Below are 23,169 nucleotides of genomic sequence, written 5' to 3'. Positions count from 1 at the left end.
ATTTTAGTTGATGCGCCATACTTGGCGCAGCAACTAAAAGGCAAACAATAATAAGCAAAAAGCGCATTATTGCGGCTCCTCACCGTTATCTTTTTCGTCTTTCTTCTCATCAGTTTTAAGCTCAGTTTTAATATCTTGCATGATATCGCGACTTACTTTAGCTTTACTCTTTTCCTTTTTAAACACTTCAATACGTGAAGGAATAATGCGACGAGGGTAGTTATTATTTTCAATATCTACATCCGCAGTTTCCCAATTAGGATCTACAGTAACTGATACAAGCGGTTTGTTTTTATCGGTAACAATTAGCTTTTGAACATTTTTATAATTACGACGCCAAATTTCAGCAGGAATATAACGCTCTTCAGTCGTGCCATCTTCATATGTTAGCTCAAGTAATATAGGCATTACCAAACCACCAAGGTTTGAAAATTCCATAACGTAGTAGTTTTTATCTTCTTCTAAAGCACGTTCAAGCGTTTTACGCTCCCACGGCTCTAAGCCTTTTAAAAACTTATTGTACGAGTTACGTTCTTTATTGGTTACAGTAAAGCGGTCGTTTTCGTCATAAAAATCGGTAACATCAGGGTTTTGCTCAACCCATGTTTTTTTACCTTCGGCGCGGTTACGCTCAACAAATAATGACGTAGGCTTGTCTGCTTCAATATCACGTAAACGGCTGTAATCAATATCAGGGTTTTTAGTGTCTAAACGTAGTTGGTACACTTTATCTAAAGAGATATCAACATGGTCTGTGGTGTAAAACCAGCCACGCCAAAACCAATCTAAATCAACACCAGAGGCTTCTTCCATTGTACGGAAAAAATCAGCTGGAGTAGGGCGCTTGTATTTCCAGCGCTGAGCATACTCTTTAAATGCAAAGTCGAATAAGTCACGGCCTAAAATTACTTCACGTAAAATATTAAGGGCTGCGGCAGGTTTAGTATAAGCATTAGGGCCTAAACGTAATACGCTGTCTGACTGAGTCATAATTGGTACTTGGACTTCTGACTTCATGTAGCTCACTATATCGCGAGGCTCAACACCCCAAGGAATAGTAGGATCCCATTCACGACCAGCAACACCATCTAAAAAGCTGTTTAAGCCTTCATCCATCCACGTCCATTGGCGCTCATCTGAGTTCACAATCATCGGAAAGTAAATATGACCCACTTCATGAATAACTACGCCAAGTAAAAAGCGCTTTTCAGCCTGAGAATAAGTACGAGTACCGTCATCTTGTAACTTAGTACGCGGACCGTTAAAGGTGATCATTGGGTATTCCATACCACCAACTGGGCCATTAACCGACTGTGCAGTTGGGTACGGGTAATCAAAAGAATACTTAGAGTACACTTCCATTGTGTGTACTACCGCTTCAGTTGAGTACTTTTTCCATAAGTCACCACCTTCTTTAGGGAAGAACGACATTGCCATAACTAAAGGCTGAACGTCACCACCTTGTTGATAACCTTTTGCATCCCACATAAACTTACGAGACGACGCCCAAGCAAAGTCACGAACATTCTGTGCTTTAAAGTGCCACGTTTTAGTTTTGTCGGTGCCTTCTTTTTCGTTTTCTAGCGCTTCTTCTGCGTTAACAATAAACACAGGACGCTTAGATGTTTCAGCTTGCTTTAAACGTTTGCGCTGAGTACTTGTAAGTACTTTGCTCGCGTTATCAAGCTTACCTGTTGCCGATACAATGTGATCCGCAGGAACAGTAATCTCAACATCGTAATCACCAAACTCAAGCGTAAACTCACCAGAGCCTAAAAATGGCTTGTTTGTCCATGCCTCGTAATCGGTATAAGCCGCTAAGCGAGGGAACCACTGAGCAATTAAGAATATGTCGTTGCCATCTTCTTCAAAGTGCTCGTAACCAGAACGTGCACCTACAGCATCTTCTTCAACAATGTTGAAGGCAAAGTTCATGCTAAATTCTACTTCTTTACCTGGTTTTAATGGCTCGTTTAAATCAATGCGCATTAAAGTATCAACTACAGTTACGCGTAGCTCTTTACCATCGTCATCTTTTACGCCACTGATAGTATAACCCAGTTCGTTGTCGCTCATAAATTGCTGACGGCGTAAGTCACCTAAACTTAATTTAGCAGGCTTTTGAGCTGGTAGGCTTTCTAAAGTGCTTTTAAACGTTTTAGTTGTTTCGGCAATTGAATCGCTTTTAAAAATATTTTGATCTAACTGTAACCATAAATATTTAAGTGTATGCGGAGAGTTATTTTTATATTCAATGCTTTGGCTACCGGTAATACGGTGCTTTTTTTCATCTAGCTTTACATCAATATCGTAGTTTACACGTTGCTGCCAGTATTTTTCACCTGGTTCGCCAGCGGCACTACGATAAACGTTGGGTGTAGGAAGCGCTTCGTCTAATTGACGAAATTTATCAACAAAAGAACCTTTTGTTTGCTCAACCGAAGACGCCATAACCGCACTAGATATTGCCAAAGGCAATACAAAAGCACTTAGCGTAAGACCTATTTTTTTCATTGTTAGTCCTAATATAATTTTGTGAGCATACTTTGACAAATATACCAGTTAGCTTCAATAAATTAGCGACCAAGTACCGTATTTTTAGGGTGATGTTCACTTAGTTTATTAGATTGAAAAGTACAATTATTTTGTAACAAAATACGAATAAATAAAAACTGTAAAGGGGCTTTACAAAAGTGGGTTTTAATAATGGTTTTGAGCTGTTAAATACAAGTTTTAGAGCTTGAAAAAAGCACATTAATTTTACCTACTTTGCTAAAAAAGTATTGCTTTAACATTATCAGGTAAACCAATAATCCTATGTATAAGTGTCTCAAATTTCCAACAAGTAAAATGAGCTAAAAGCCCACTCTACTGAACAAAAACACAGTGAAAACAGCTGAATTATTGGCTCAAATATTGCCGAACTTCCTTAATGTTCGCTATTTTTACGATAAATGATAAATAGTGCAATTTTAGGTTGATCTTTAGTGCAGTTTATATTTAAAATCGCCAACCTTTTTATTTGAGGCAAATAAATTCGTCACATTTATCCTCAAATTAATATCGATTACTAGCAAGAAATGCGGTGGGCTTATGGATTTTTACATCCTAAAAAAACAACAAGAACTAATTGCGATTCCAGCAAGTGAGAATAACTGTAAGCAGTATCTCGATTCGGGTTATTTTTATATCGATAAAGTAGCAGCGTGCAACGAAACTAATGCATTAAAGGCGCTACACGCAAAACAAACTAAAACGTTAAAAATTCCATTATTAATGGCACTTTTAGCGTTGCCGGTTGTTTTTTCAGCTTGGTACAGTTTAACCTAAGGTAATACACGGCTTAGGCTTGCATCTTTAACTGCCTTGGGTATATTGGCGCTCTTACGGTTTAATTAAGAGCGCGACATGAAAGTCCTCCACACCTCAGATTGGCACCTTGGCCAACAATTCTACGAACACGACCGCCGTGTTGAGCATCAAGCCTTTTTTACATGGTTATTAGCCACTCTTGTTGAACAACAAATAGACTTACTTTTAGTTGCTGGCGATATTTATCATACCGCGACTCCAAGCGCTAGCGCCGAAAATCAGCTTTACCAATTTATTAAAGACGCCAAAAAGGCATCCCCACAATTACACGTAGTAATTATTGCGGGTAACCACGACTCTGCAAATCGTATTTTGGCAGCTCAGCCATTACTAGCGCAATTTGATACGCACGTAGTAGGGCGCTTTGATGTCGCAACACCCGATGAAACTGTTATTACCATAAATATCAATGGTAAACGCGCTGTAATCGTCGCTATGCCATTTTTACGTGCAAGCGATGTAAGTTTACTTAGCCAAACCGAAAGCGGCCCTAGTTATGCTCAAGGCGTTGCAAAAGCTTATGAACTTGCATTAGAGCAAGCTACTAATATAAACGAGCAAAACTCACCATTAATAGTTATGGGGCATTTACACGCAAAAGGCGGGGATATCTCAAGTGATTCTGAGCGTAACTTAGTAATAGGTGGTGAGGAGTCTATTTCAGCCAATGTATTTGGTAAACAAGCCAACTATGTTGCCCTTGGGCACTTACACAAAGCGCAACAAGTCGCTAAAAGCGATATTATTCGCTACAGCGGCACACCTATACCTATGTCGTTTTCAGAACGTAACTACACGCACCAAGTAAATGTTGTTGAGTTTATTATTGATGAAAAACAACATATTAGTACAACTGTAAACCCCCTTTACATTCCGCGCTCTGCCGATGTAATTGTTTTACCAAAAGGGGAGTGTGTGCCATTAAGCGAACTATGCGAGCAAATTAAAGCGCTCGACACTGCACAAAATACAATAGCGCCTTATTTACGTGTAAAGCTTAAATCAAGCGATACCGACACCACCTTCAGAGAACAAATAGAACAAGCACTTGAAGGCAAGCATATTAAATTTTGTGGTATTGAACGTGTACGTGAGCAATCGACTCAAAATGACGACAACACCGTATTTGAAGATTTAAGCGAAGTTGAAATGCTCAACCCACTAAACCTATTAGAACAAGCATTCGCAAACGATAAAGACATGGCAGGGCAAAGCGTACCCGATGAGCTAAAAGCACTTTTAAGTGACGTGATAAACGAGCTAACGGAGCAAGAACAACTATGAAAATAACCGCAGTTCGTATTCATAATTTAGCCTCAATAGTTGATGCTGAAATAGACTTTACTCAAGCCCCATTAAAAGATGCAGGCTTATTTGCGATAACAGGCGATACTGGCGCTGGTAAAAGTACCTTTTTAGATGCCATTTGTTTAGCCCTTTATACAAAAACAGCGAGGCTGCGCGGCGATAAAGGTAACTTAATTGAGTTTAACGGCGACAGCATTAAGCTTAATGATGCGCGAAACTTGCTACGCAGAGGTACATGGGAAGGCTACGCCGAGGTCGACTTTTTAGGACAAGATAAACAGCTTTATCGTGCGCGCTATACAATTGCACGGACCCATAAAAAAGTAACAGGCAAACTTAAAGTAGCAGAGCACACTTTAGTAACCCTGCCAGACGAAACCCTTATAGCTGACAAAAGCCACACAATAAAAGAAGTCGAGAGTAAAATAGGGCTTAACTTTGAGCAGTTCTCCCGTGCCGTACTTTTAGCGCAACATGAGTTTGCTGCATTTTTAAAAGCCACTGGCGATGAGCGAGCGCAACTTTTAGAGTGCTTAACAGGTACCGATAAATTTAGCCGTATTGGCGTGCGTATTTTTGAGCGCCATAAAGAGCAAGTAGCAAAGCTTGAAGCGCTTAAAGCTGGTCTTGAAAGCTATACTTTGTTAACGAGCGATGAACTTGAGCTACAACAAACCAAGTTAACCGATTTAAAAGCGCAAACCGAACACACTAAAAAAGAGCTGACCAAAACCGAAAAAGCACTTAACTGGTATCAGCAAGCTACAGTACTTGAGCAAAACTTACTGCAAGCACAGCAAACCCAGCAACAAGCAAGCTCAGCGCTTGAAAGTATCGTTGAGCAAAGCGAGCAGGCAAAACAAGCTAAACAAGCGCTTGAAATAAAAGATAACCGCAGCCGTTTTACTTTGTTAACTGATCAAAATACGGCGTTAGATCAGCAAATAACATCGCTTAAAAGTGTTGATCATTTAGCGGTAATTAACGAGCGTAATACCGCGCTTACTAAACACACCGAGCTGCTTAATAACGCCAATGAGCAAAAACAAAATGCAGCGCCCGTTATAGCTAAAGCGCGAGAGCTCGACAGTAACATTGCCTTGCAAAGCCAAAGTGTAAAAGGTACTGAGTCGCAAATAACCAAAGAGCAAACTCAACTTGATGAACTCAAACAGCAGCTTAAACAAAGCAATAACGAGCTAGAACTCGCTAATACCGACTCAACTAAAAGCCAGCAATGGCTTAATGAGCATGCACAGCTGAACGTTTTAGCAAAAGACTGGAGCTACTATCAGCAAAGCTTTAATACTTACTTAAATGCACAGCAGCAATTAACTGCAAACCTTGCACAAAGCCAAACTCTTAATACCGAGCTTGCAGGTCAGAGCGAGCGTTTAAATACACAAAATAACAAAGTGCAGCAGTGCGAGGCGTTACTTACGAGCGAGCAGTCTGCTTTGCAGGTTTTAAATACTCAGCTTAATGAATTTAATGCAGAGCACTGCGACGCGCAGCTAAAAAGTATTGATTACTTAAAAGAGCAGCGAGAGCGTTATAAGCAATTTAACGCAGAACTAAAACAAAGCACTCAACGCCAACAAGTACTTAATCAGCAGCTAAATGAAAGCCAGCAAGCCCATGCTTTACTTAATCAGCATTTAATAACCAGTGAGCAAGCACTTAAAGGCAGCGAGTACTCACTTAACCAAGCGCGCTTAAGAGCCAGCGAAAACGTAGAGCATTTACGCACTGAGCTTCGCCCTAATGAGCCTTGTTTAGTGTGCGGCGCAACGGAGCACCCGTATGCGGTAAACCAAAATCAGCAATTAAATAACTTAATTACCGATTTTGAAAATGCTTTTAATACCGCTAAAAAGCAATTTGACCATGCACAAAGCGAGCTGCATAAGCATCAAACTCAACATGCTGTATTAACTGCTGAACACGGACAACTTGAGCAAATAATACAAACAGCAAAAGCCAAACAGCTCGACATTAAAAATACCATGCAAGGCGCACGTAGTGAGCTTAACGACTTAACGCCTGATCAGCTTGAAGTAACTTATAAGCAATTAACGCAGCAAAAAGCGCAATACTTTGAGCAACAAAAACGCCAACGTACACTGCAAACCAAAGTAAATGAGCTACTAGCAGCACTTAAAGCAGAGCAGCAAGTACAGCAGCAGTTGAGTAATAAACACCTTGAGCTTACACACCAGCAAAACCAGTTAACGAGTAAGCATAGCGAGCTAAGTGCGCAAATTAACGAGCTGGGTACAACGCTCAATAATCAATTTGAAAACAGTGATTTTTGGCAGCAATTACAAGCCAATACGCTTGAACTTACCGAGCTGCACGAGCAGGTTTCGCAGTATCAGCAAACTCAAACGCAACTTGAGCAAAGCCAAAAGCGCCAAGACACAGCTAGTGAGCAAATAAAGCAGCTCACACCGCTTGTTAGTAAAAGCGAGCAATCGTTAAAAGCACTTAATGAAGAGCTTGTTAAAGCTAAAAATTTACTAAGCACTGTGCAAAGTGAGCGCTTAGCTTTATTTAATAACGAGCAAATAAGCGCAGACGACTACCAAGCAAAACTTACAAGTGCGCAAGAGCAAATGCAATCACAGGTTCAAGCGAGTCAAAAAGCCTATGACGACGCTATAAAACAACGAGATGAGCACGCTATAACGCTTAAAAATGTGGAGCAACGCTTACTTGAAAACAGCCAAGAACTAGCAACACTTGAGGCACGTTATAACCAGTGGTTTACTGACTTTAAAGCGCAATACAGCGACGTAACGCACGAACAGATCAAAATTTTACTAACGCTAAGTAGCGATACTATTAAAGCGCATTTAAATCAACACGAGCAGTTAACTCAAGCGTTAACAGATGCAAATGCCGCATTAAAACAGCAGCAACTTACGCTTGAAAAACACAACAGTAGCGATAAGCCAACACAAAGTGCAGAGGCTTTAAGTACGCAATTAAGCAGCTTAAATGAGCAACAAACGCAGCTGCAAAATTCATTACTAGCAACTAATACCGCTATTGAGCAACACAACCAAAACGCAAAGGCGCTTGAAGGCAAACAAGCTGAGTTAACTACGCTTAAAACACAGGTAGAGCAGTGGCACTTGCTTAATAAAGTATTGGGCGATGCAACGGGTAAAACCATGCGTAACTTAGCACAAACACAAACGTTAAAAATATTACTGCACTATGCCAACAGCCATTTAAAAACACTCAACAAACGCTACGAATTAACCGCCATAGCGCAAACGCTCGACATTGCAATTATCGACCGCGACATGGCTGACGAGCAACGCTCTGTTAATACGCTCTCGGGCGGTGAGTCATTTTTAGTATCGCTAGCGCTTGCACTTGGTTTAGCATCGCTTTCGTCTAACAAAGTACAAATCAATTCTTTGTTTATTGACGAAGGGTTTGGTACGTTAGATAGTGAAACCCTAAGCATTGCAATGGACGCTTTGGATTCTTTGCAAGCACAAGGCAGAAAAGTAGGCGTTATATCGCACGTAACACAAATGAGCGAGCGTGTAGCCACTCAAGTGCATGTAGCCAAAAAGCCAGGTGGATATTCCACAGTTGAAGTTTTATAAGCAACATAACTGAAAACAAGGAGATACAATGCCAACGTTTACAGGCGAGCAAGCAACACAATACGATAGCCGCATAACCCGTTTAGTGCCTGGTTATGAATTATTACATCAGCTCACTAATGCGCAATTACAAGCAACGCTAAGCGACAATGCGCATATTTTGGTAGTAGGGGCAGGCACAGGCAAAGAAGTACTTGCACTGGCTGCACTAAACCCTACATGGCAATTTACTGCGCAAGATACATCAGCCGATATGCTTGCTATCGCACAGCAGCAATTTGATGAACAAGGCATAACAAGCCGCGTAGTTGTACATAATGGCCCAGTTGATAAGTTATCGGTTAAAGCCGATGCCGTTTTATGTTTATTAGTAATGCATTTTTTAGAAGATAACGGCGATAAAAAAGAGTTATTAAAAGCAATTAAAGGAAGTCTTAAAAAAGACGCAAACCTTTTTATTGCAGATTTAATGCGCCCCGAAACTTCATTTGAGCGCGAAGCCCAGCTCACAACGTGCGCGCAATTGGGTTTAACCGAAACAGGTAAAACACAAACAGGGCACGACTTAGAAAATGAGTTTTACCCGCTTGATAGAATGCGCTTTAGCGAACTACTAAACGAGTGCAAATTTGGCATTCCGAAGCTGTATTTTAAAGCACTAGGCTTTAGCGGATATGTAATAAAATAGTTTTAAATTTAAGTAATATAGCCACATAAACACCGAGTAAGCTTACTCGGTGTTTTATTTTATACATACATTTACAACTTCTCACAGCTGCATACAAAGCACATACATATTTTTTATGTTTTAAGATTTACTATTTCTATATCAACATAAGCAAATAGAGAATCAACATGAAAAAATCGTTAATTGCTGTTTTACTCCTCTCGGGTTGCGCATCACAAGGTGTTGACCGTAACGATCAAAATCAAATAATTAAACGCTATTACGCCTCGGTAGAATCTATGCAACGTGTCACACTCTCATCAGAAGTGGGTACAGGCATAGCCGCAGGAGCTGGTTTTGGGTTTGTAGATAGCTTAGATGGCAATACAGAAGAAATGATAGGTGGGGCAATAATCGGCGGGTTAGTTGGAGGGTTATTTACCGCATTGTTTGAAGGCGGCAACGATGCATATCAGTATAATCTATACGCTGCCAGCGAAGGTGAATTTACCGTAATTCAAAAACAAAAACTCGATCAAAACACTCAATGCGTAGTAGTAAATGCCGGTAAAAAAATTAAGCTTGAGCCAGTAGATAAACAATACTGCGAAAATAGTCCAAATGTGTACAAAAAAGCTGATGTTGCTCTATAGCAATATCAGCTTTTGTATTGTTGTAGGTCGGTTAAGCGAAGCGCCACCCGACGATCTAATATCCACGTCACTAAAATCGTTGTTGTGCCAGCAATCCTAACCAATCTCACAAAGCGCTTTCATCGCGGCTTGTGCTTTGTCTGTTTGTACAAAAATATGGTCGTGATAAAACGCAGCTACCACATTAGCGCTAATGCCATGCTCAGTTAGCTTTGCAGATACCGCAGCTGTTAGCCCAACGGCCTCTAAGCTTGAATGTACGTTAAGGGTAATTAAATTATATTTACCCTCGTAAGTAATACCTGCTTTGTCAGCAGTTTCAGCTTTTAAAATAAGGGTTAGCCCTTCTTCTTCAACATAAGTAGCAAGTGGCTCTAAATGAGCATAATCGGCAAGTGAGCCTGCTAAGCAACAAAAAATATACTCGCCTTGCTTAAGCGCTGGCTGCATTGATTTTAATAATTCGTTTAACTCTAAAATTCCGGCCATGGTCGTTCCTTACAATGTGTTATTTTTTTAGCTGCGCGACTAGCTCGCTTAACCTCGCAATTTTTATATTACTTAATTGCCTGTAATCAAAATATGGGCACACAATAATGTTGTTACTGGTGTCTATTGCAAACTCGTCGTCGAGCCAATCAAATTGTGCATGCAACTTACCTTGTTGTAATAAGTTTTTAGCGTGCGTACGCCCAGCAATTATGTGTAGCTGGTTTTTATTGCTAGAAGCTTTATCAGGGCAAGTACTAGTAATGTTGGGCGCGCTAAATAGCAGGGCGGTTTTACTGTTTTTTTGCAGTAAATACTCATCGCGATATTGTTGCCAAGTAGGGGCTTGTTTAGCAAATGAATAATGCTCACTTGGCAGGGAAAATAGCACTTTGGCGTAAACGTTAAACACTTTGCGCCAACCATTACCACAGTACTGGTTTATGGTATTTATTTGCTCATTTATAACCGGTTCTAGGCATTCAAGTGTTTCAAAAAACGGCATTGGCGGCGCTTTTGCTACGTATACCGCCACGCTAAATTGCGTATCACCTAAGCCAACTAATTGGGTATTCAAGTTAGTTAGCCTTGTTTTGCGCTAAAATACGGTCGAGGTTATTTGCAAAGTTTTGGCGATCGGTTTGGCTAAGTGGCGGCGGCCCACCACTCATTTCTACGCCGCTTGAGCGCATGGTATCCATAAAGTCGCGCACGTTAAGTATTGAGCGGATATTCTCGGTGGTATAAAGCTCGCCACGTGGGTTGAGTGCTTGCCCGCCGTTATCAATTACTTCACTTGCTAGCGGAATATCGCCTGTAATAACTAAATCGCCTTTTTCAACACGTTTTACTATTTCGTCGTCGGCTACATCAAATCCCGACGATACTTGAACGCGGCTTATGTATTTTGACGGCGGAATACGCATTGCGTGATTCGCTACTAAAATAGTCTCGATTTTCATACGCTCTGCAGCTCTAAAAAGTATTTCTTTTATAACAACAGGACACGCGTCTGCATCTACCCAAATTTTCATGCTATGGTCATTTTTATTGCTTTAGAATTAATACGATCCTATAGCAAATTTTTTTAATCGGCTAGCAAACTTTATATCCATCTATATTTAGATAATACGTACGATTTATGTAATTAAAAAAGGAGCTTACATGAAGGCTATTAAATACGGTTTACTTATTACAGGGTTATTTTTTCTTAGTGCCTGCACCAGCCCTCCTGAGGGAATAACACCCGTTAAAAACTTTGATATACAAAAATATAAAGGCAAATGGTTTGAAATAGCGCGGCTCAATCACTCATTTGAAGAAGGTATGGAGCAAGTTACCGCGACTTATTCAATTAACGACGACGGCACAGTAAAGGTCCTTAACAAAGGGTATTTAACGGATGATAAAAAATGGGATGACGCAGAAGGCTTAGCCAAGTTTGTTGAGGGCACCGATACAGGACATTTTAAAGTCTCGTTTTTTGGTCCATTTTATGGCGCTTACGTGATTTTTGAGCTTGACCAACCCGATTATCAATATGCATTTATAACCAGTTACAACAAAGATTACTTGTGGTTTTTGTCGCGTACACCAACGGTTAGCAAAGAGCTTAAAGAACACTTTTTAACTAAAGCTAAAGAGTTGGGCTTTGCTACCGATGAAATAATTTGGGTTGAGCAATAAACAATGTAAAGCCCCTTTACAGTAGTAATAAAAGAGTAATTTAACTGTAAAGTAACTTAAATATATTATGGTTATATTGTGTGTACTTGCCGTGAGACAGCAAGTATTGGAAACACTGAATATCCCCTATTGTTGGCAAGCTATATAGCTTGCCATTTTTTTTGCCTAATCTATGGGAAAGTAACGGATCACGTTTTTACTAACTAAGGCTAGTTTAATGCTAAAAACAACCCACTTAGTACAACTAACACGCTATTTAAAACACTAAACCACTTCACGTAGCCTACTAAAAAATTACAAAAAACCATTATAATTAAGACACTTAGGCTCATAAATCCGCAAAATAGTAATGCACCATATCCATCTTGAGTAACTATACAAAGCACCAAGCTTAGTAAAATACTGATCCAAGCAACTAATAGCAGCTTTTTACGTTGGGATTCTGTAGGGCGTTTTTTAAATACATCTTTAAAATGATTATACTTAGCTAGCGCAAAACAGTTAAAACTGAGCAGGCATAGGCTAAACCCAAGTAAATCAATCATGGTTTTTGCCCTTTAAAGTTATTAGATTGACTAGGGCTGGTTATTTTTGAGTTGTTTTTAGCAGTACGTAATTTTTCGGTTTGTATAAAAAACAATATACTAAATAACAAAAACAGTGCATCAAAAGTAAATAAAGCCCACTGTTCGTGCATCAAATAGCTAACTAGATTACCGTTAGTTGTAAGTGCATTAATAACCGGTACGCTTAAACATGCAACAGCATTTATAGCTGCCACAACTCGCCATTGCAGTGTGTCGCGCTTTATAAGTGCTAAAAGAGCAACCGCTAGCCATGTTAAAAAGAACGCGAGTATTTCTTTATCGGCGCGCTCTGCGGTAGTTGGGCTAAGTAGTCTGTTAGCAATAAAAAATGCACACGTTGCCAGTGGAAGTCCCATAATAGTGGCTAGGTTTAACCCCTCAACTAGTTTTAAACCAAACGAAGGTTTAACGTTATTTTTAGTTCGCTCGCGAATTCGCTTAGCCCACATAATACAGCCAGAGCCAATCATTACACAGCCTGCAATACCGCCTAATACGTATAACCAACGCAGTAACCACGTAGCTAAACGCCCTGTATGCATTGAATTAAGTGATTCGTAAAGCGCTTTGCTGCTAGTTAGCTCGTCATCAGTTTTAGCGACCATTTGCCCTGTAGCACCACTAAATATTAAGCGTGGTGCTTGGTCACGCAGTGTTTTACCTGCGCTTACCAATACGGTAATTGTTGAAGCTGCCATATTTGGTTGGTTAACTTGTACGCGAGTAATATCTGCATGAGGCCACTTAGTATAAACCTGATCCAAAATGCTTTGAATCGGCACCATTGACGATTCGCCTTGGGCTTTATCGGTCATGGTGTTGCGAGGGGTTACATCGTTAAAAAAGCCACGCATGCCGTTATCGTAAGACGTTTGCGCAGGGTAGGGAAACAACATAAATATAAGTGTAATTATACCCGTGTAAGTAATCATTAAATGAAAAGGAAGGGCAAGCACAGAGCTTAAGTTATGGGCATCTAACCATGTACGGCTACCTTTGTTACGCCTAAAGCTAAACATATCTTTAAAAATACGCTTATGAATAACCACCCCCGATATAATGGCAATCAGCATAAAAAAGCTAGCAAAGCACACAATCCAGCGTGCGGTTATTGCATCCATGTAATGTAAATCATAGTGCAGCCGATAAAAAAAGTTACCGCCTTTAGTATCTACAAAGGGCTCAAGCTCTTGCATGGTATTAGGGTTTAGCTGTGTGTTTTCAAACCGGCTGCGGCGCTGACCTGGCTCTTTTGGTTTTGCATAACCATAAATTAAATAAGGAATGCGTGGCTCGGGTAATGTAATACGCCAGCTTGATGAGTGAGCTCCATGGTTAGCTAAGTAATCAAATCCGGTAATTATTTGTTGTTTTTGCGCTTCTATACGCTGTGTTTGGGCTTGCACATTATGTATGGCTGGTTGATTCCACAACGTTATTTCGTCTCTAAAAAAGCTAAGAGTCCCTGCAAAAAATATTAAATATAATAACCAACAAACGAGTAACCCTACCCAAGTGTGCAACCAAGTCATCGATCTGAAAAAGCTGTCTTTCATACCCAACCCTTCAGTAATGCAAGCAATCCAATGAACGCTCCCGTACTTAGTAAAATACTGATCCACACTGTTTTTAATGATTTAACACTAAAGGCATAAATAAATACAACGGCATAAATTAAAATGCTGATTGAAACACTAAACAGCACAGCGTCTTGTTTAGCTATTGGCAACACAAAGCTTAATAACGCAGTGCTTGCAGAGGTAAAAGCATAGCCACCAATTATGGCAATAAAAAAACGTAAAAATACCAAAACTCGATAACTGCTTACACTTTTTACTATAAGCGCAATCACGTTAACCTTATCGAATGGCGCACTGTGCAAAGGTGCCTGCATAGTTAATTAATCCCTTTATTTAAAGCTGAGGATAAAACAAAGGCGCTATTATATATGTTACAAATACAAAAGATAGTTATTCTCATTTGTGATATTTAATTTTTAAGTAAGTTATACGTACTTGGTTACTTAGTAAAATACTGATCTGATATTATTTAATGATATTGCACAGGCTCTATGTAAAGCTTAAGGTTAATAAACTGAGTAAAAATAAAGAGTGAATAACGATGAGCGATCACGAAAAACTAAACTACGTTGAGTTTCCTGCATGCGACTTACCCGCAACTAAGGTCTTTTTTAGTCGTGTATTTAATTGGCAGTTTACTGACTACGGCCCAGAATACACGGCGTTTAGTGGCCAAGGGCTTGATGGTGGCTTTTTTAATGCGCCGCTTAAATCGCTAACTCAAAACGGTGCTGCGCTATTGGTTTTTTATAGTAACGACATTCACGCTACGTATAAAAAAGTACAACTCCATGGTGGCACAATATTAAAACCTATTTTTGAATTTCCGGGTGGTTGCCGGTTTCATTTTGCAGAGCCGAGCGGCAATGAATTTGCTGTATGGGCAGAGCAACACTAGGTTTTACAAGGCTTGTAGCGCGAATGAGCTTAAAGATCACGATTTTACTAACTAACGCTCGTTTTAATTAAAATAAACCGATTTTTTACCAACTCATTTATCCTAAATGGCCATTTAGGATAAATATTAAGCATTTAAGGCCAAATAAACATGAATAGTCACCAATTAATAGAGCAAGTTAGTAAATGCGTGATCTGTGAACCTCATTTACCTTTAGGGGCTCGTCCTGTTATACAATTTAACCCAAACGCACGTATTTTAATTGCAGGGCAAGCACCTGGAATCAAAGTTCACGAAACAGGTGTGCCGTTTAACGATGCAAGCGGAAACCGCCTGCGAGAATGGCTTGGGCTAACACGTGATGAATTTTACGACGCTAATAATATAGCCATTTTACCTATGGGCTTTTGCTACCCGGGTAGGGGGAAGTCGGGTGATTTACCACCGAGAAAAGAATGTGCGCCTGCATGGCGCGAGCAATTATTGGCTGCACTACCAAATATTGAGCTGACAATAGTGCTTGGTAAATACGCGCAGGCGTATCATTTACCAGAGACTAAAAAAATGCCACTTACGGAGTTAGTAAAATCGTGGCGTGAGTATTGGCCAAATTATTTAGTGCTTCCACATCCGAGTCCGCGTAATAATATATGGCTTAAAAAGAACCCATGGTTTGAACAAGATGTACTTCCAGAACTAGATAAGCACGTGGCTGCTATTTTAAATAAGTAATACTTCTAGTTATTGTAAAGGGGCGTTACAGTTAACTTAAAAATTAACACTCTAATTAAAAACAATAACAAACGAGGCTGTCTAATTTGAATGCATCTATATTAACTGAAGTAATACTTCCACTCGCCCTTGCACTTATTATGTTTGGTATGGGTCTTGGGCTCACAACAACCGATTTTACTCGTCTATTTAAACGCCCGCTTGCCATTGTTATGGGTTTAATAGGTCAACTTGTAGCAATGCCTTTATTAGCATTAGGGCTGTGTTATTTATTTAACCTACCAACGCCTATCGCTATTGGTTTAATGATATTAGCTGCTTGCCCCGGCGGTACTATGTCAAATGTAGTAAGCCAGCTTGCTAAAGCTAATTTAGCGCTTTCGGTAAGTTTAACCGCTGCCTCTACCGCAATTAGTATAATAACCACACCGTTTATTATTGGCTTTGCTATGAGTCAGTTTGCCCCAGCAGACGATGCTACTTTCTCTATTTTAACTACTTCATTAGGGCTATTTTTTATTACCTTAGTGCCAGTTGCTATAGGCATTTGGTTACGTCACTTTAAAAGTGATTTTGCCATTAAAGCAGAGCCGTTTTTTAGACGCTTCTCGTTGTTTTTTATGCTTATGATGATTGCCGCACTAGTAATAAAAGAGCGCGATTTATTAGTTAGCTCATTTAACGATGTATTTTGGGCGTGCATAGTGCTTAATATTGGCTCAATGGTTGTTGGTTGGTTAATTGCTAAGTGTTCAAAATTAAATTTAACTGATTCGCTGACGCTTTCAATTGAGGTTGGAATTCAAAATGCATCGTTAGCTATTTTAATCGCTATTAGCTTTTTAAATAAATCAGAATACGCAGTTACCGGTGGCGTGTATGGCCTTGCCATGTTTATAGGGCCACTGTTATTAATTGGAGGGTTAAAGCTTAAAAATAAACGTACCGCTAGGGCTGTTAACTAGGACTTTTAATTAGGGAATGTTGACCAAGTTACTTTAATTTATGGCTGCGGATAACGTAGCCGTAAACTCCAGTCTAAAAATACCACCAGTTAAATGTATGCTCTGCACTCATCGCGCCAAAAAGTTGTAAGCTTATAAAACACTCTCAAGCTTGAATATTGCGCCAGGCGCTGAACTTGCTCGCGCAAGGAGCGAAGCTCCTAATTACTAAAGCGCATTTTAGGATGGGATAAGAGTGTAAGTAATACGGTAAAAAAGCAGTTAATTATTTAGTTACTAAAATAGCGCCTCAAATATGAGGCGCTACTTTAAAACTTACTATTTGGTTTGCATGTTTTTAGCGCGTTCTTCTGCATCTATTAATGCTTGCGATTTAGGCGCGCGTTTTTTCTCTTCTATTTTGGGTTTTTCAGTCGAGTCAGGATCCCAGCTTGAGTCTAACGACAAGTTAGCAAATGGATTGTGACTGTCTGCTTTTTTAGGCTCACTTTGTGGCTCATCAACTGGCGGTGTTGTTTGTGCTTGCTCAGGTGTTGAGCTTTGTTTTTTAGGCATCGGCTTTTCACCAGGTAATGGTGCATCTGGGTTAAATGTACGTACCTCTGGTTCTTTAAAGTCTTGCTCTGTTGTATATGTAGTCGATTGAGCGTCAGCAATTTGCTCTGGTGCGTGTAAATCTACAACCGGCTCACTCGCTGTTACTGGCTCAGGAGTACTAATAACCGGCTCTACAGTGTTATGTTCGGCTTCTATTGGCGCAGGCTCCGTTATATGAGCAGTATGGTGCTTACGTTGTTTTTTTACAGGCTTTGCATCTGGATCAAAGTCGCGTACTTCTGGCTCATTAAAGCTGCTGGCATTTTTAATACGCTCTAAGGTTGTTTTTGCTGCTGCTTCAAACTCGGCTGTATTAGGCTCAGGTTTTTGCTTTACTTCGTTAAACGTAGCGGTACTTGTTTGCTCTAAAGTATCTGCTGGCTCTATTTGTGTAGGCTCAATTTCGCTTGTTTGCACTTGTGTAACTACGTTGTTTTGCTCATCTGAAATTTGCGGTGGTGTATGTTCAATATCAGCATTTTGTGTAGTGTTCGTAGGCTCTAAAGGCTCTTCATTTGCCTCTACGCTGCTCTCAACTGGTTTATTATTTTGAGTTACTTCGTTGATGACGACAGGCTCAATCTCTGGCTCTTTTGTAGTTTCAGGTTTAGCTGGCGTAGCAATTTTTTCTGATTTAACTTCAGGTGGAGCCGCTATAGTCGGTTCTGCCATCACTTTACTTTGTTTTGCACGGCGCAGGCGCACGACTATCATAGCGCCAATAAGTACCACTATAACAAGTATTAAAGTGGGTAAAAGTAAAGAGCTTGGGCTTTGTGCTATAGGTTGCGGCGCAATAACTGGCGCTGGTTTAGTTAACACAGGTGCTGGTTTTACAGGCGTAGGTTGAACGTTTTGCTCTGGCGTCGTCGGTTTTACTTGCTCTATCACAGCTTCGTTTTTTTGCTCTGTAACTACTTGCTCGGGTACTGCTGTTGTTGGCTCTGCATCAATTACTATTTCGTTACTATTGGTATTTAGCTGATCGTTAATTTGTTGTTTTTGATCATCAATTAAATTAAGTGTTTGCTCGTTGATGCTATCTTTAACAGCTTCTTCAGTGAGTTGTATTACAGGGGCAGGTTCAACAATTTTAGGTTGTGGCTGAGTAATAATCGCCGGCTCTGGCTCTATTATCTGTGGCTTTGGTTGTGCTTGAATTTCTTTTGGCTTATTACAGTTGTTTTTGTAATCACGCGCTGCCTTACGATATTTTTGACTCGCTTTATTATTACTATTTTGCTGCATTTCTTGTTTAATTAAAATGCACATAGCTTCGTTGTATGCAGCACTTTGCGCACTATAAAATAGGGCAAAGCAAAGGGTAAATCTAATTAGTTTTGATATCATAAAGTTATGCGCGCTTAAATATTAATAGTTTGATTTTAAGCGCAAAATTGAAAATTATCCAGAGTAATACGACTAATCAATAACCATAAGGCTGCGATATTCATCGTAAGCAAATTGGTCTGTCATACCGCTTATATAATCTTGAATTAATCTACAGCGATAATAAAATTCGTACGCTGCAAAGTGATCGGGCTCTTCTTGCATCGCATCTATTGCGTGTTGGTAACTATTTAAGTGCTTTTTAGAGAGCTTTTTTACAAGTCGCGACTCAATTAATAAACGTGAATCGCCATTTAGAGCGCGCCTAAAGTCATCGCTGTTCAATTGCAGTAGCGGTTTGTAGCAATCGAGTAAGCCATTAATTATTCTATAACCTTGCAGCTCTAATTTTTCGACTTCTTTGTTTGAAAATACATGCTCAAGTGCCACTTGCTTTAGCATTTTGGTTACAGCGTGTAGATGGCTTCTATCTTCTAAAAGTGCTTGGTTAAAGTCGCCATGGTAAATAGGTTCTATATTTTCAATAAAGCGTTTTGCAGCATGTCCAACTAGCGGATGTAAAAGTGCAACGCGCAGGTATATAAAAAATTCGCTATTAAAGTTATACGGTTGTGCTTTGGCGCGCTCATGTGCGTAGTCAACTGCTTTATCTACAAAAGTTTGGTGCTCTGTGTCGTCTATTGTTAGGTTTATGAGTGCTTTTTTATAATGACTTTTAAGCTGTGTACATAAGAATTCGGTGCTTATGATCCCTTTTTCAACAGCATCCTCTATATCGGCTAGGCAATACGAAATGTCGTCGGCGGCTTCCATTATATAACTTGCTGGATGGCGGCAATATGGCTCAATAGTGAGCTCTTTTTGTAGCGCTTCAACAAAGTTTTTTTCGCTGTAGTAGTAACCCACTTTCTTCATTAAGTAGTTTTTATTTTGCGGTATATCTTTTGTATCAAGCCCTGCAGGTCGAGTGTATTTTAAAATACCAGCACTTTGGCTGTAAGTTAAATTAAGCGTTTGCAACGAATGAATTATACGTATGCCTTGAGCGTTGCCTTCAAAGTTACAAATATCAAGCGCAAGGTGTTTAAAAACAACACCTATACCGGTATTGGGCTCTTTGCAGCGCTCGGGTGTTACGCTTGCTAGGTTGTTATTAAACCAGTGGTTTATTGCAGCTTCGCCAAAATGTCCAAACGGTGGGTTGCCTATATCGTGCATTAGGCAGGCCATTTCTACTAAGCTTTCTAGGGGGCGTTCTAGGTCGGTTAAGCCGTAATCTTTTTGTTGTTGGTAGCTTAAATTTGCAAAAATACGTTGCACTATAAAACGACCAACCTGTTGTACCTCAAGCGAGTGAGTTAAGCGCGAACGAACAGCTGCGTTACGCTCAAGCGGAAACACTTGGGTTTTTTGCTGCAGCCTGCGAATAGCGGCACTGTTAATAATACGGCCACGGTCGCTTTCTAGCGCCATTTGTAAGTTGGAGGTTGTGCGATACATTCGTGCTGGCGTTATTTTTTTACTAAAATCTATGGTCATCTTTATACTTATCCTTTTTACAATTGATGACTGGCATAGTTTTTAGCACATAGTCATTTGTCTTTAATATACAGGGTTTAATCTATCAGTTTGTATCATAAAGTAACAACTTGCTTTAAAATAATTTTTTGAGTAATTGTTGTGCATTTATAGGTGTTTATAATGAAACAGTGGATTTTAAAGGCAGTATCAATTTGCCTAATGTTAGGAATGAACAGCGCATTTGCTGCAAAAGAGCAAACTGTGGTGCTTGTATCAATTGATGGCCTGCGTTGGGATTATATTGAAAAACACGGCGCACCAAATTTAAAAGCAATGGCCGAGCGCGGTGTTCGCGCACAAAAACTAATACCTGTTTATCCAACTAAAACGTTTCCTAACCATATTTCTATTATTACGGGCTTACTGCCGGTAAACCATGGCATTGTTGATAATAGCTTTTGTGATAAAGCGCGTAAAAACGACTGTTACAGCATGGGCAAAGCATTGGGCGATAGCACTTGGGTGAAGGGGATTCCGCTTTGGAATTTAGCAAAAATGCAGGGGCTTAAATCGGCTACTTATTTTTGGCCTGAGTCAGATGCATTATTTAACGGCATGACACCAGATTACTTTTATCACTATTCTAAATACAGCGATTACCAAAGCCGTGTTGATCAAATTATTCAATGGTTAAGTTTGCCAAAAGCACAGCGCCCACGTTTTATTGCGAGTTACTTTTCGCTAGTTGATAGCATGGGCCATGAGTTTGGACCAGACGCACCACAAACGCGAGATGCAGTTAAACAGCTTGATGAATTAATGGGGCAATTACAAACTCGCTTAAGTAAATTAGAGCAAGAGGTAAACTTAGTTATTGTCTCGGATCATGGTATGGCGAGTATAGATCCAGATAAAAGTATTGATGTAACCACACTGCCTCAAGATGAAAACTTTTTAGTTAAAAACACCGGTCCACGTTTACTCATATACACTCAACCCGATGCAATAAATGCGGATATAGCCGGCTATAAAGCTCGTTTACAAAAAGCAGCAAACGGTCGTTATACAGTATTAACTGACGAGCAGTTAGCAGCGTACCATTACAATAAAGGCACTCGCGTAGGCGATATTGTGGTGCAAACTACAGCGCCAGCGGTATTTACCAATGGTAAAAAACCAACCTATTTAGGGACTCACGGTTATGCATATACCGAGGATATGGCAGCATCATTTATTGCTGTAGGCCCTGCATTTAAACAAGGTATAAGCCTTAAAGAAGTGAGTAACCTTGATATTTACCCAGTACTTGCAAAAGTGATGGGGCTTAAATTGTTAAATAAAGTAGATGGCAATGGTAAAACATTAATGCCAGCAATTAAGCAAAAAGTGGTTGTGCATTAGCTTAATCTATAAGAGCGCGTAAGCGCTCTGCAGGGAAGAACATGTTAAAACTTTAAAGTGGGCTATTTAGCCCACTTTTTAATGCGCTACTTATTTAAAGTTAGCAATACTTGTTTTTGTAGCAGTAACCGTGCGAATTGCATACGCTTGGTTTGTAATACCAAATGCAATACCGTTTACGCTCCAGTTAGGGTTAGAGAAGTAATCGTACTGAGTTGCGCTACCGTAAACGTGCGGGTAAGCCATTATACTTGCAAACTCGTTTTGTACGCCGTGACCCATGCCATCTACATATACACCGCCAGATGTGTCACCTTGTTTGCGTGAATGCGCTAAACCTTGGTTATGACCAAGTTCGTGTACAAATGTAGTTGCACCACAATCAATTGCAGTGATTGAGTACATACGGCTGCTCATTGAGCTATATAGATTGCCATTAGTGCCTTGGCCAACCCATGCTAAACCACATGAAATAAGCCCATTGCCAGCACTTTGGCCAGTACCTAATACGGCAATCATGTCGGCTTTCCAATCGCTGCGTAAACCATCTACGTAGCTGCTATTTGTAACCGAATCTAACCAATCCTCAGACGGCGTTACTGCGTAGTCACCTAAGTTTTGTTTGCCAGCTAAGCGTAGTGTTATATCAACGCCATTTTGGCTATATACCTGATTACTAAAAGCAATTAGTTGATTTATTTTAGTGTCAATATTACTAGTTGCAGCAGCTGATTGGTCGGTATATAAAATACCGATATCGATTGTTTCTGCTTGCGCAACACTTGCTGCACATAATGCCGCAGCCAGTGCGGTTGTTGTGATTACTTTTTTCATTATTGTATTTCCTTACTCTTGTTGTGGTTGGAACTGTTTTTAACTTGGTTGAGATCATAAAAAGCAGACACACTAAAGCTGCCTTATAGTGCGGCTTTAATTGCTTTTTATACTTTTTGGTTAGCCATCAATTTTTGGTGCAAATATATCGATGCTTTTATCTGATTTGGGCTTTGGTGCGGTTACTTCATGCTCTATGTGGCTTTTATATAAATCGCGTTTTGCTGCAATCCATCCGTACTTACCTTTACTTTCGAATACATAGTTGCCAGAAGGTGCAGTAAATTGGCCATATACGGCATCTTTACCTACCGTTAAAACGGTATTATGCATGCGGCCGTCAACACCCACTATTTTACCAAATATGCTCTTATCGCCATTTTCAGACTCAACCACATTAGTCACTTCTGCGGTGAATGTTTCGGCTGTTTGCGGAATAGCTAAATCAAAGTTTTCGCCAGTCTCTAACGCCTGTAAAGAATTTAAATCAAACTCAATATAGGCCTCGTTATGTAAGTCGGTAGGTAAAACTTTTGCGTTTATAAGCACTTGCTTTGCTTTGTCTGATAAGCGATTTACGGCATCAAATTCTTCAAACGGTAAGTTGTTGTCAGGGGCAACAATGGGTTTAACGGTAATGGGATCTTTACTCATATCAATAGGTGCAGGGGGATGCGTATTGCGCGTTTTTTGTAAATCAATAGGAACAAAATCAATAGCAACAGGCGCGATAGGTTCGCCCGTTTCATCTGCATTAAAAAATAGCCCATAAACTGCAAATGCCGATAATGGTATAGCAATTAGTAAGACGACAGATCTCTTCATTTGTTTCTCTTTTAGTGTTTTTGGTTAACTATTTGTTACGTTTTATATTATTAAATGGATTAGATCAAGATAATAAATGTA

21 protein-coding genes are annotated in these 23,169 nt (G+C 39.9%); 10 read left to right on the top strand and 11 right to left on the bottom strand.

Annotated features, from left to right (window positions below):
* Positions 1 to 66 precede the first annotated feature (66 nt).
* A complete protein-coding gene (locus tag H5072_RS00830; RefSeq protein WP_138490129.1) occupies positions 67 to 2,514 on the bottom strand; it encodes a M1 family metallopeptidase in 2,448 nt (815 codons plus the stop codon).
* A 579-nt stretch (positions 2,515 to 3,093) separates the two neighbouring features.
* On the opposite strand from H5072_RS00830, the gene H5072_RS00825 reads away from it, so the two are divergent.
* The 5 genes from H5072_RS00825 (at position 3,094) to H5072_RS00805 (ending at position 9,623) form a co-directional block, all read left to right on the top strand.
* Positions 3,094 to 3,330 carry a hypothetical protein gene (locus tag H5072_RS00825; RefSeq protein ID WP_002959190.1) on the top strand — a complete coding sequence of 79 codons (237 nt, stop codon included), beginning with the start codon at positions 3,094 to 3,096 and terminating at the stop codon, positions 3,328 to 3,330.
* Positions 3,331 to 3,408: 78 nt separating this feature from the next.
* Positions 3,409 to 4,656 carry an exonuclease SbcCD subunit D C-terminal domain-containing protein gene (locus H5072_RS00820; protein ID WP_182692393.1) on the top strand — a complete coding sequence of 416 codons (1,248 nt, stop codon included), beginning with the start codon at positions 3,409 to 3,411 and terminating at the stop codon, positions 4,654 to 4,656.
* Positions 4,653 to 8,303 carry an AAA family ATPase gene (locus tag H5072_RS00815; RefSeq protein WP_182692392.1) on the top strand — a complete coding sequence of 1,217 codons (3,651 nt, stop codon included), beginning with the start codon at positions 4,653 to 4,655 and terminating at the stop codon, positions 8,301 to 8,303. The genes H5072_RS00820 and H5072_RS00815 overlap by 4 nt, the downstream gene beginning before the upstream one ends.
* Positions 8,304 to 8,331: 28 nt before the next feature.
* Complete coding sequence (locus H5072_RS00810; protein WP_182692391.1) at positions 8,332 to 8,991, top strand: class I SAM-dependent methyltransferase; 660 nt, start codon at positions 8,332 to 8,334, stop codon at positions 8,989 to 8,991.
* Between the two features lie 167 nt (positions 8,992 to 9,158).
* Positions 9,159 to 9,623, top strand: coding sequence for a hypothetical protein (locus tag H5072_RS00805; RefSeq protein WP_182692390.1), 465 nt, complete (start codon positions 9,159 to 9,161; stop codon positions 9,621 to 9,623).
* A 96-nt stretch (positions 9,624 to 9,719) separates the two neighbouring features.
* On the opposite strand, the gene H5072_RS00800 is transcribed toward H5072_RS00805, so the two are convergent.
* The 3 genes from H5072_RS00800 to H5072_RS00790 are packed head-to-tail and all read right to left on the bottom strand — an operon-like array spanning position 9,720 to position 11,146.
* Positions 9,720 to 10,112 carry an ACT domain-containing protein gene (locus H5072_RS00800; RefSeq protein WP_182692389.1) on the bottom strand — a complete coding sequence of 131 codons (393 nt, stop codon included), beginning with the start codon at positions 10,110 to 10,112 and terminating at the stop codon, positions 9,720 to 9,722.
* A 19-nt stretch (positions 10,113 to 10,131) separates the two neighbouring features.
* A complete protein-coding gene (locus H5072_RS00795; protein ID WP_182692388.1) occupies positions 10,132 to 10,689 on the bottom strand; it encodes a DUF6942 family protein in 558 nt (185 codons plus the stop codon).
* Position 10,690: 1 nt separating this feature from the next.
* Entirely contained in the window at positions 10,691 to 11,146 is a 456-nt protein-coding gene (locus tag H5072_RS00790; protein ID WP_002959175.1) for a YaiI/YqxD family protein, read from the bottom strand.
* Positions 11,147 to 11,276: 130 nt separating this feature from the next.
* Between H5072_RS00790 and H5072_RS00785 the strand changes: the two genes are divergently transcribed.
* Positions 11,277 to 11,798 carry a lipocalin family protein gene (locus tag H5072_RS00785; protein ID WP_007376693.1) on the top strand — a complete coding sequence of 174 codons (522 nt, stop codon included), beginning with the start codon at positions 11,277 to 11,279 and terminating at the stop codon, positions 11,796 to 11,798.
* A gap of 209 nt (positions 11,799 to 12,007) precedes the next feature.
* On the opposite strand, the gene H5072_RS00780 is transcribed toward H5072_RS00785, so the two are convergent.
* The 3 genes from H5072_RS00780 to H5072_RS00770 are packed head-to-tail and all read right to left on the bottom strand — an operon-like array spanning position 12,008 to position 14,279.
* Entirely contained in the window at positions 12,008 to 12,343 is a 336-nt protein-coding gene (locus H5072_RS00780; protein WP_182692387.1) for a DUF3325 domain-containing protein, read from the bottom strand.
* Entirely contained in the window at positions 12,340 to 13,941 is a 1,602-nt protein-coding gene (locus tag H5072_RS00775; RefSeq protein ID WP_182692386.1) for a PepSY domain-containing protein, read from the bottom strand. Before H5072_RS00775 ends, H5072_RS00780 begins: the two co-directional genes overlap by 4 nt.
* Positions 13,938 to 14,279 (bottom strand): hypothetical protein, encoded by a 342-nt coding sequence (locus H5072_RS00770; RefSeq protein WP_002959167.1) that lies wholly within the window; start codon positions 14,277 to 14,279, stop codon positions 13,938 to 13,940. The genes H5072_RS00775 and H5072_RS00770 overlap by 4 nt, the downstream gene beginning before the upstream one ends.
* Positions 14,280 to 14,506: 227 nt before the next feature.
* Here H5072_RS00770 and H5072_RS00765 point away from each other — a divergent pair, with 227 nt between their 5' ends.
* The 3 genes from H5072_RS00765 to H5072_RS00755 all read left to right on the top strand — a co-directional run bounded on the left by H5072_RS00765 (position 14,507) and on the right by H5072_RS00755 (position 16,560).
* Positions 14,507 to 14,863, top strand: coding sequence for a VOC family protein (locus H5072_RS00765; protein WP_182692385.1), 357 nt, complete (start codon positions 14,507 to 14,509; stop codon positions 14,861 to 14,863).
* 150 nt (positions 14,864 to 15,013) lie between these two features.
* The gene (locus tag H5072_RS00760; RefSeq protein ID WP_138490136.1) at positions 15,014 to 15,595 is read left to right on the top strand and encodes a uracil-DNA glycosylase family protein; all 582 of its coding nucleotides are present in this window, start codon (positions 15,014 to 15,016) and stop codon (positions 15,593 to 15,595) included.
* Positions 15,596 to 15,681: 86 nt separating this feature from the next.
* On the top strand, positions 15,682 to 16,560 hold the full coding sequence (locus H5072_RS00755) for a bile acid:sodium symporter family protein (protein WP_182692384.1): 879 nt from the start codon (positions 15,682 to 15,684) through the stop codon (positions 16,558 to 16,560).
* Positions 16,561 to 16,878: 318 nt separating this feature from the next.
* On the opposite strand, the gene H5072_RS00750 is transcribed toward H5072_RS00755, so the two are convergent.
* Both H5072_RS00750 and dgt read right to left on the bottom strand, forming a co-directional pair.
* Complete coding sequence (locus tag H5072_RS00750; RefSeq protein WP_182692383.1) at positions 16,879 to 18,507, bottom strand: cell surface protein; 1,629 nt, start codon at positions 18,505 to 18,507, stop codon at positions 16,879 to 16,881.
* Between the two features lie 72 nt (positions 18,508 to 18,579).
* A complete protein-coding gene (dgt, locus tag H5072_RS00745; RefSeq protein WP_002959159.1) occupies positions 18,580 to 20,046 on the bottom strand; it encodes a dGTPase in 1,467 nt (488 codons plus the stop codon).
* A gap of 162 nt (positions 20,047 to 20,208) precedes the next feature.
* On the opposite strand from dgt, the gene H5072_RS00740 reads away from it, so the two are divergent.
* Positions 20,209 to 21,429, top strand: coding sequence for an alkaline phosphatase family protein (locus H5072_RS00740; protein ID WP_039488828.1), 1,221 nt, complete (start codon positions 20,209 to 20,211; stop codon positions 21,427 to 21,429).
* A gap of 90 nt (positions 21,430 to 21,519) precedes the next feature.
* On the opposite strand, the gene H5072_RS00735 is transcribed toward H5072_RS00740, so the two are convergent.
* Together H5072_RS00735 and H5072_RS00730 are read right to left on the bottom strand one after the other, a co-directional pair.
* Complete coding sequence (locus H5072_RS00735) at positions 21,520 to 22,263, bottom strand: zinc-dependent metalloprotease family protein (RefSeq protein ID WP_002959157.1); 744 nt, start codon at positions 22,261 to 22,263, stop codon at positions 21,520 to 21,522.
* Positions 22,264 to 22,383: 120 nt separating this feature from the next.
* A complete protein-coding gene (locus H5072_RS00730; RefSeq protein ID WP_182692382.1) occupies positions 22,384 to 23,088 on the bottom strand; it encodes a hypothetical protein in 705 nt (234 codons plus the stop codon).
* Between the last annotated feature and the right edge of the window lie 81 nt (positions 23,089 to 23,169).

Origin of the sequence: Pseudoalteromonas sp. SR45-5, from assembly GCF_014163565.1 — a bacterium.
GTDB classification, from domain to species: Bacteria; Pseudomonadota; Gammaproteobacteria; order Enterobacterales; family Alteromonadaceae; genus Pseudoalteromonas; species Pseudoalteromonas distincta.
This window is presented reverse-complemented; position numbering and strand designations above follow the sequence as displayed.

Coding starts and splice junctions, on each gene's coding strand:
- H5072_RS00830 (WP_138490129.1), bottom strand. CDS start 2,514: ATGAAAAAAATAGGTCTTACGCTAAGTGCTTTTGTATTGCCTTTGGCA.
- H5072_RS00825 (WP_002959190.1), top strand. CDS start 3,094: ATGGATTTTTACATCCTAAAAAAACAACAAGAACTAATTGCGATTCCA.
- H5072_RS00820 (WP_182692393.1), top strand. CDS start 3,409: ATGAAAGTCCTCCACACCTCAGATTGGCACCTTGGCCAACAATTCTAC.
- H5072_RS00815 (WP_182692392.1), top strand. CDS start 4,653: ATGAAAATAACCGCAGTTCGTATTCATAATTTAGCCTCAATAGTTGAT.
- H5072_RS00810 (WP_182692391.1), top strand. CDS start 8,332: ATGCCAACGTTTACAGGCGAGCAAGCAACACAATACGATAGCCGCATA.
- H5072_RS00805 (WP_182692390.1), top strand. CDS start 9,159: ATGAAAAAATCGTTAATTGCTGTTTTACTCCTCTCGGGTTGCGCATCA.
- H5072_RS00800 (WP_182692389.1), bottom strand. CDS start 10,112: ATGGCCGGAATTTTAGAGTTAAACGAATTATTAAAATCAATGCAGCCA.
- H5072_RS00790 (WP_002959175.1), bottom strand. CDS start 11,146: ATGAAAATTTGGGTAGATGCAGACGCGTGTCCTGTTGTTATAAAAGAA.
- H5072_RS00785 (WP_007376693.1), top strand. CDS start 11,277: ATGAAGGCTATTAAATACGGTTTACTTATTACAGGGTTATTTTTTCTT.
- H5072_RS00780 (WP_182692387.1), bottom strand. CDS start 12,343: ATGATTGATTTACTTGGGTTTAGCCTATGCCTGCTCAGTTTTAACTGT.
- H5072_RS00775 (WP_182692386.1), bottom strand. CDS start 13,941: ATGAAAGACAGCTTTTTCAGATCGATGACTTGGTTGCACACTTGGGTA.
- H5072_RS00770 (WP_002959167.1), bottom strand. CDS start 14,279: ATGCAGGCACCTTTGCACAGTGCGCCATTCGATAAGGTTAACGTGATT.
- H5072_RS00765 (WP_182692385.1), top strand. CDS start 14,507: ATGAGCGATCACGAAAAACTAAACTACGTTGAGTTTCCTGCATGCGAC.
- H5072_RS00760 (WP_138490136.1), top strand. CDS start 15,014: ATGAATAGTCACCAATTAATAGAGCAAGTTAGTAAATGCGTGATCTGT.
- H5072_RS00750 (WP_182692383.1), bottom strand. CDS start 18,507: ATGATATCAAAACTAATTAGATTTACCCTTTGCTTTGCCCTATTTTAT.
- dgt (WP_002959159.1), bottom strand. CDS start 20,046: ATGACCATAGATTTTAGTAAAAAAATAACGCCAGCACGAATGTATCGC.
- H5072_RS00740 (WP_039488828.1), top strand. CDS start 20,209: ATGAAACAGTGGATTTTAAAGGCAGTATCAATTTGCCTAATGTTAGGA.
- H5072_RS00735 (WP_002959157.1), bottom strand. CDS start 22,263: ATGAAAAAAGTAATCACAACAACCGCACTGGCTGCGGCATTATGTGCA.
- H5072_RS00730 (WP_182692382.1), bottom strand. CDS start 23,088: ATGAAGAGATCTGTCGTCTTACTAATTGCTATACCATTATCGGCATTT.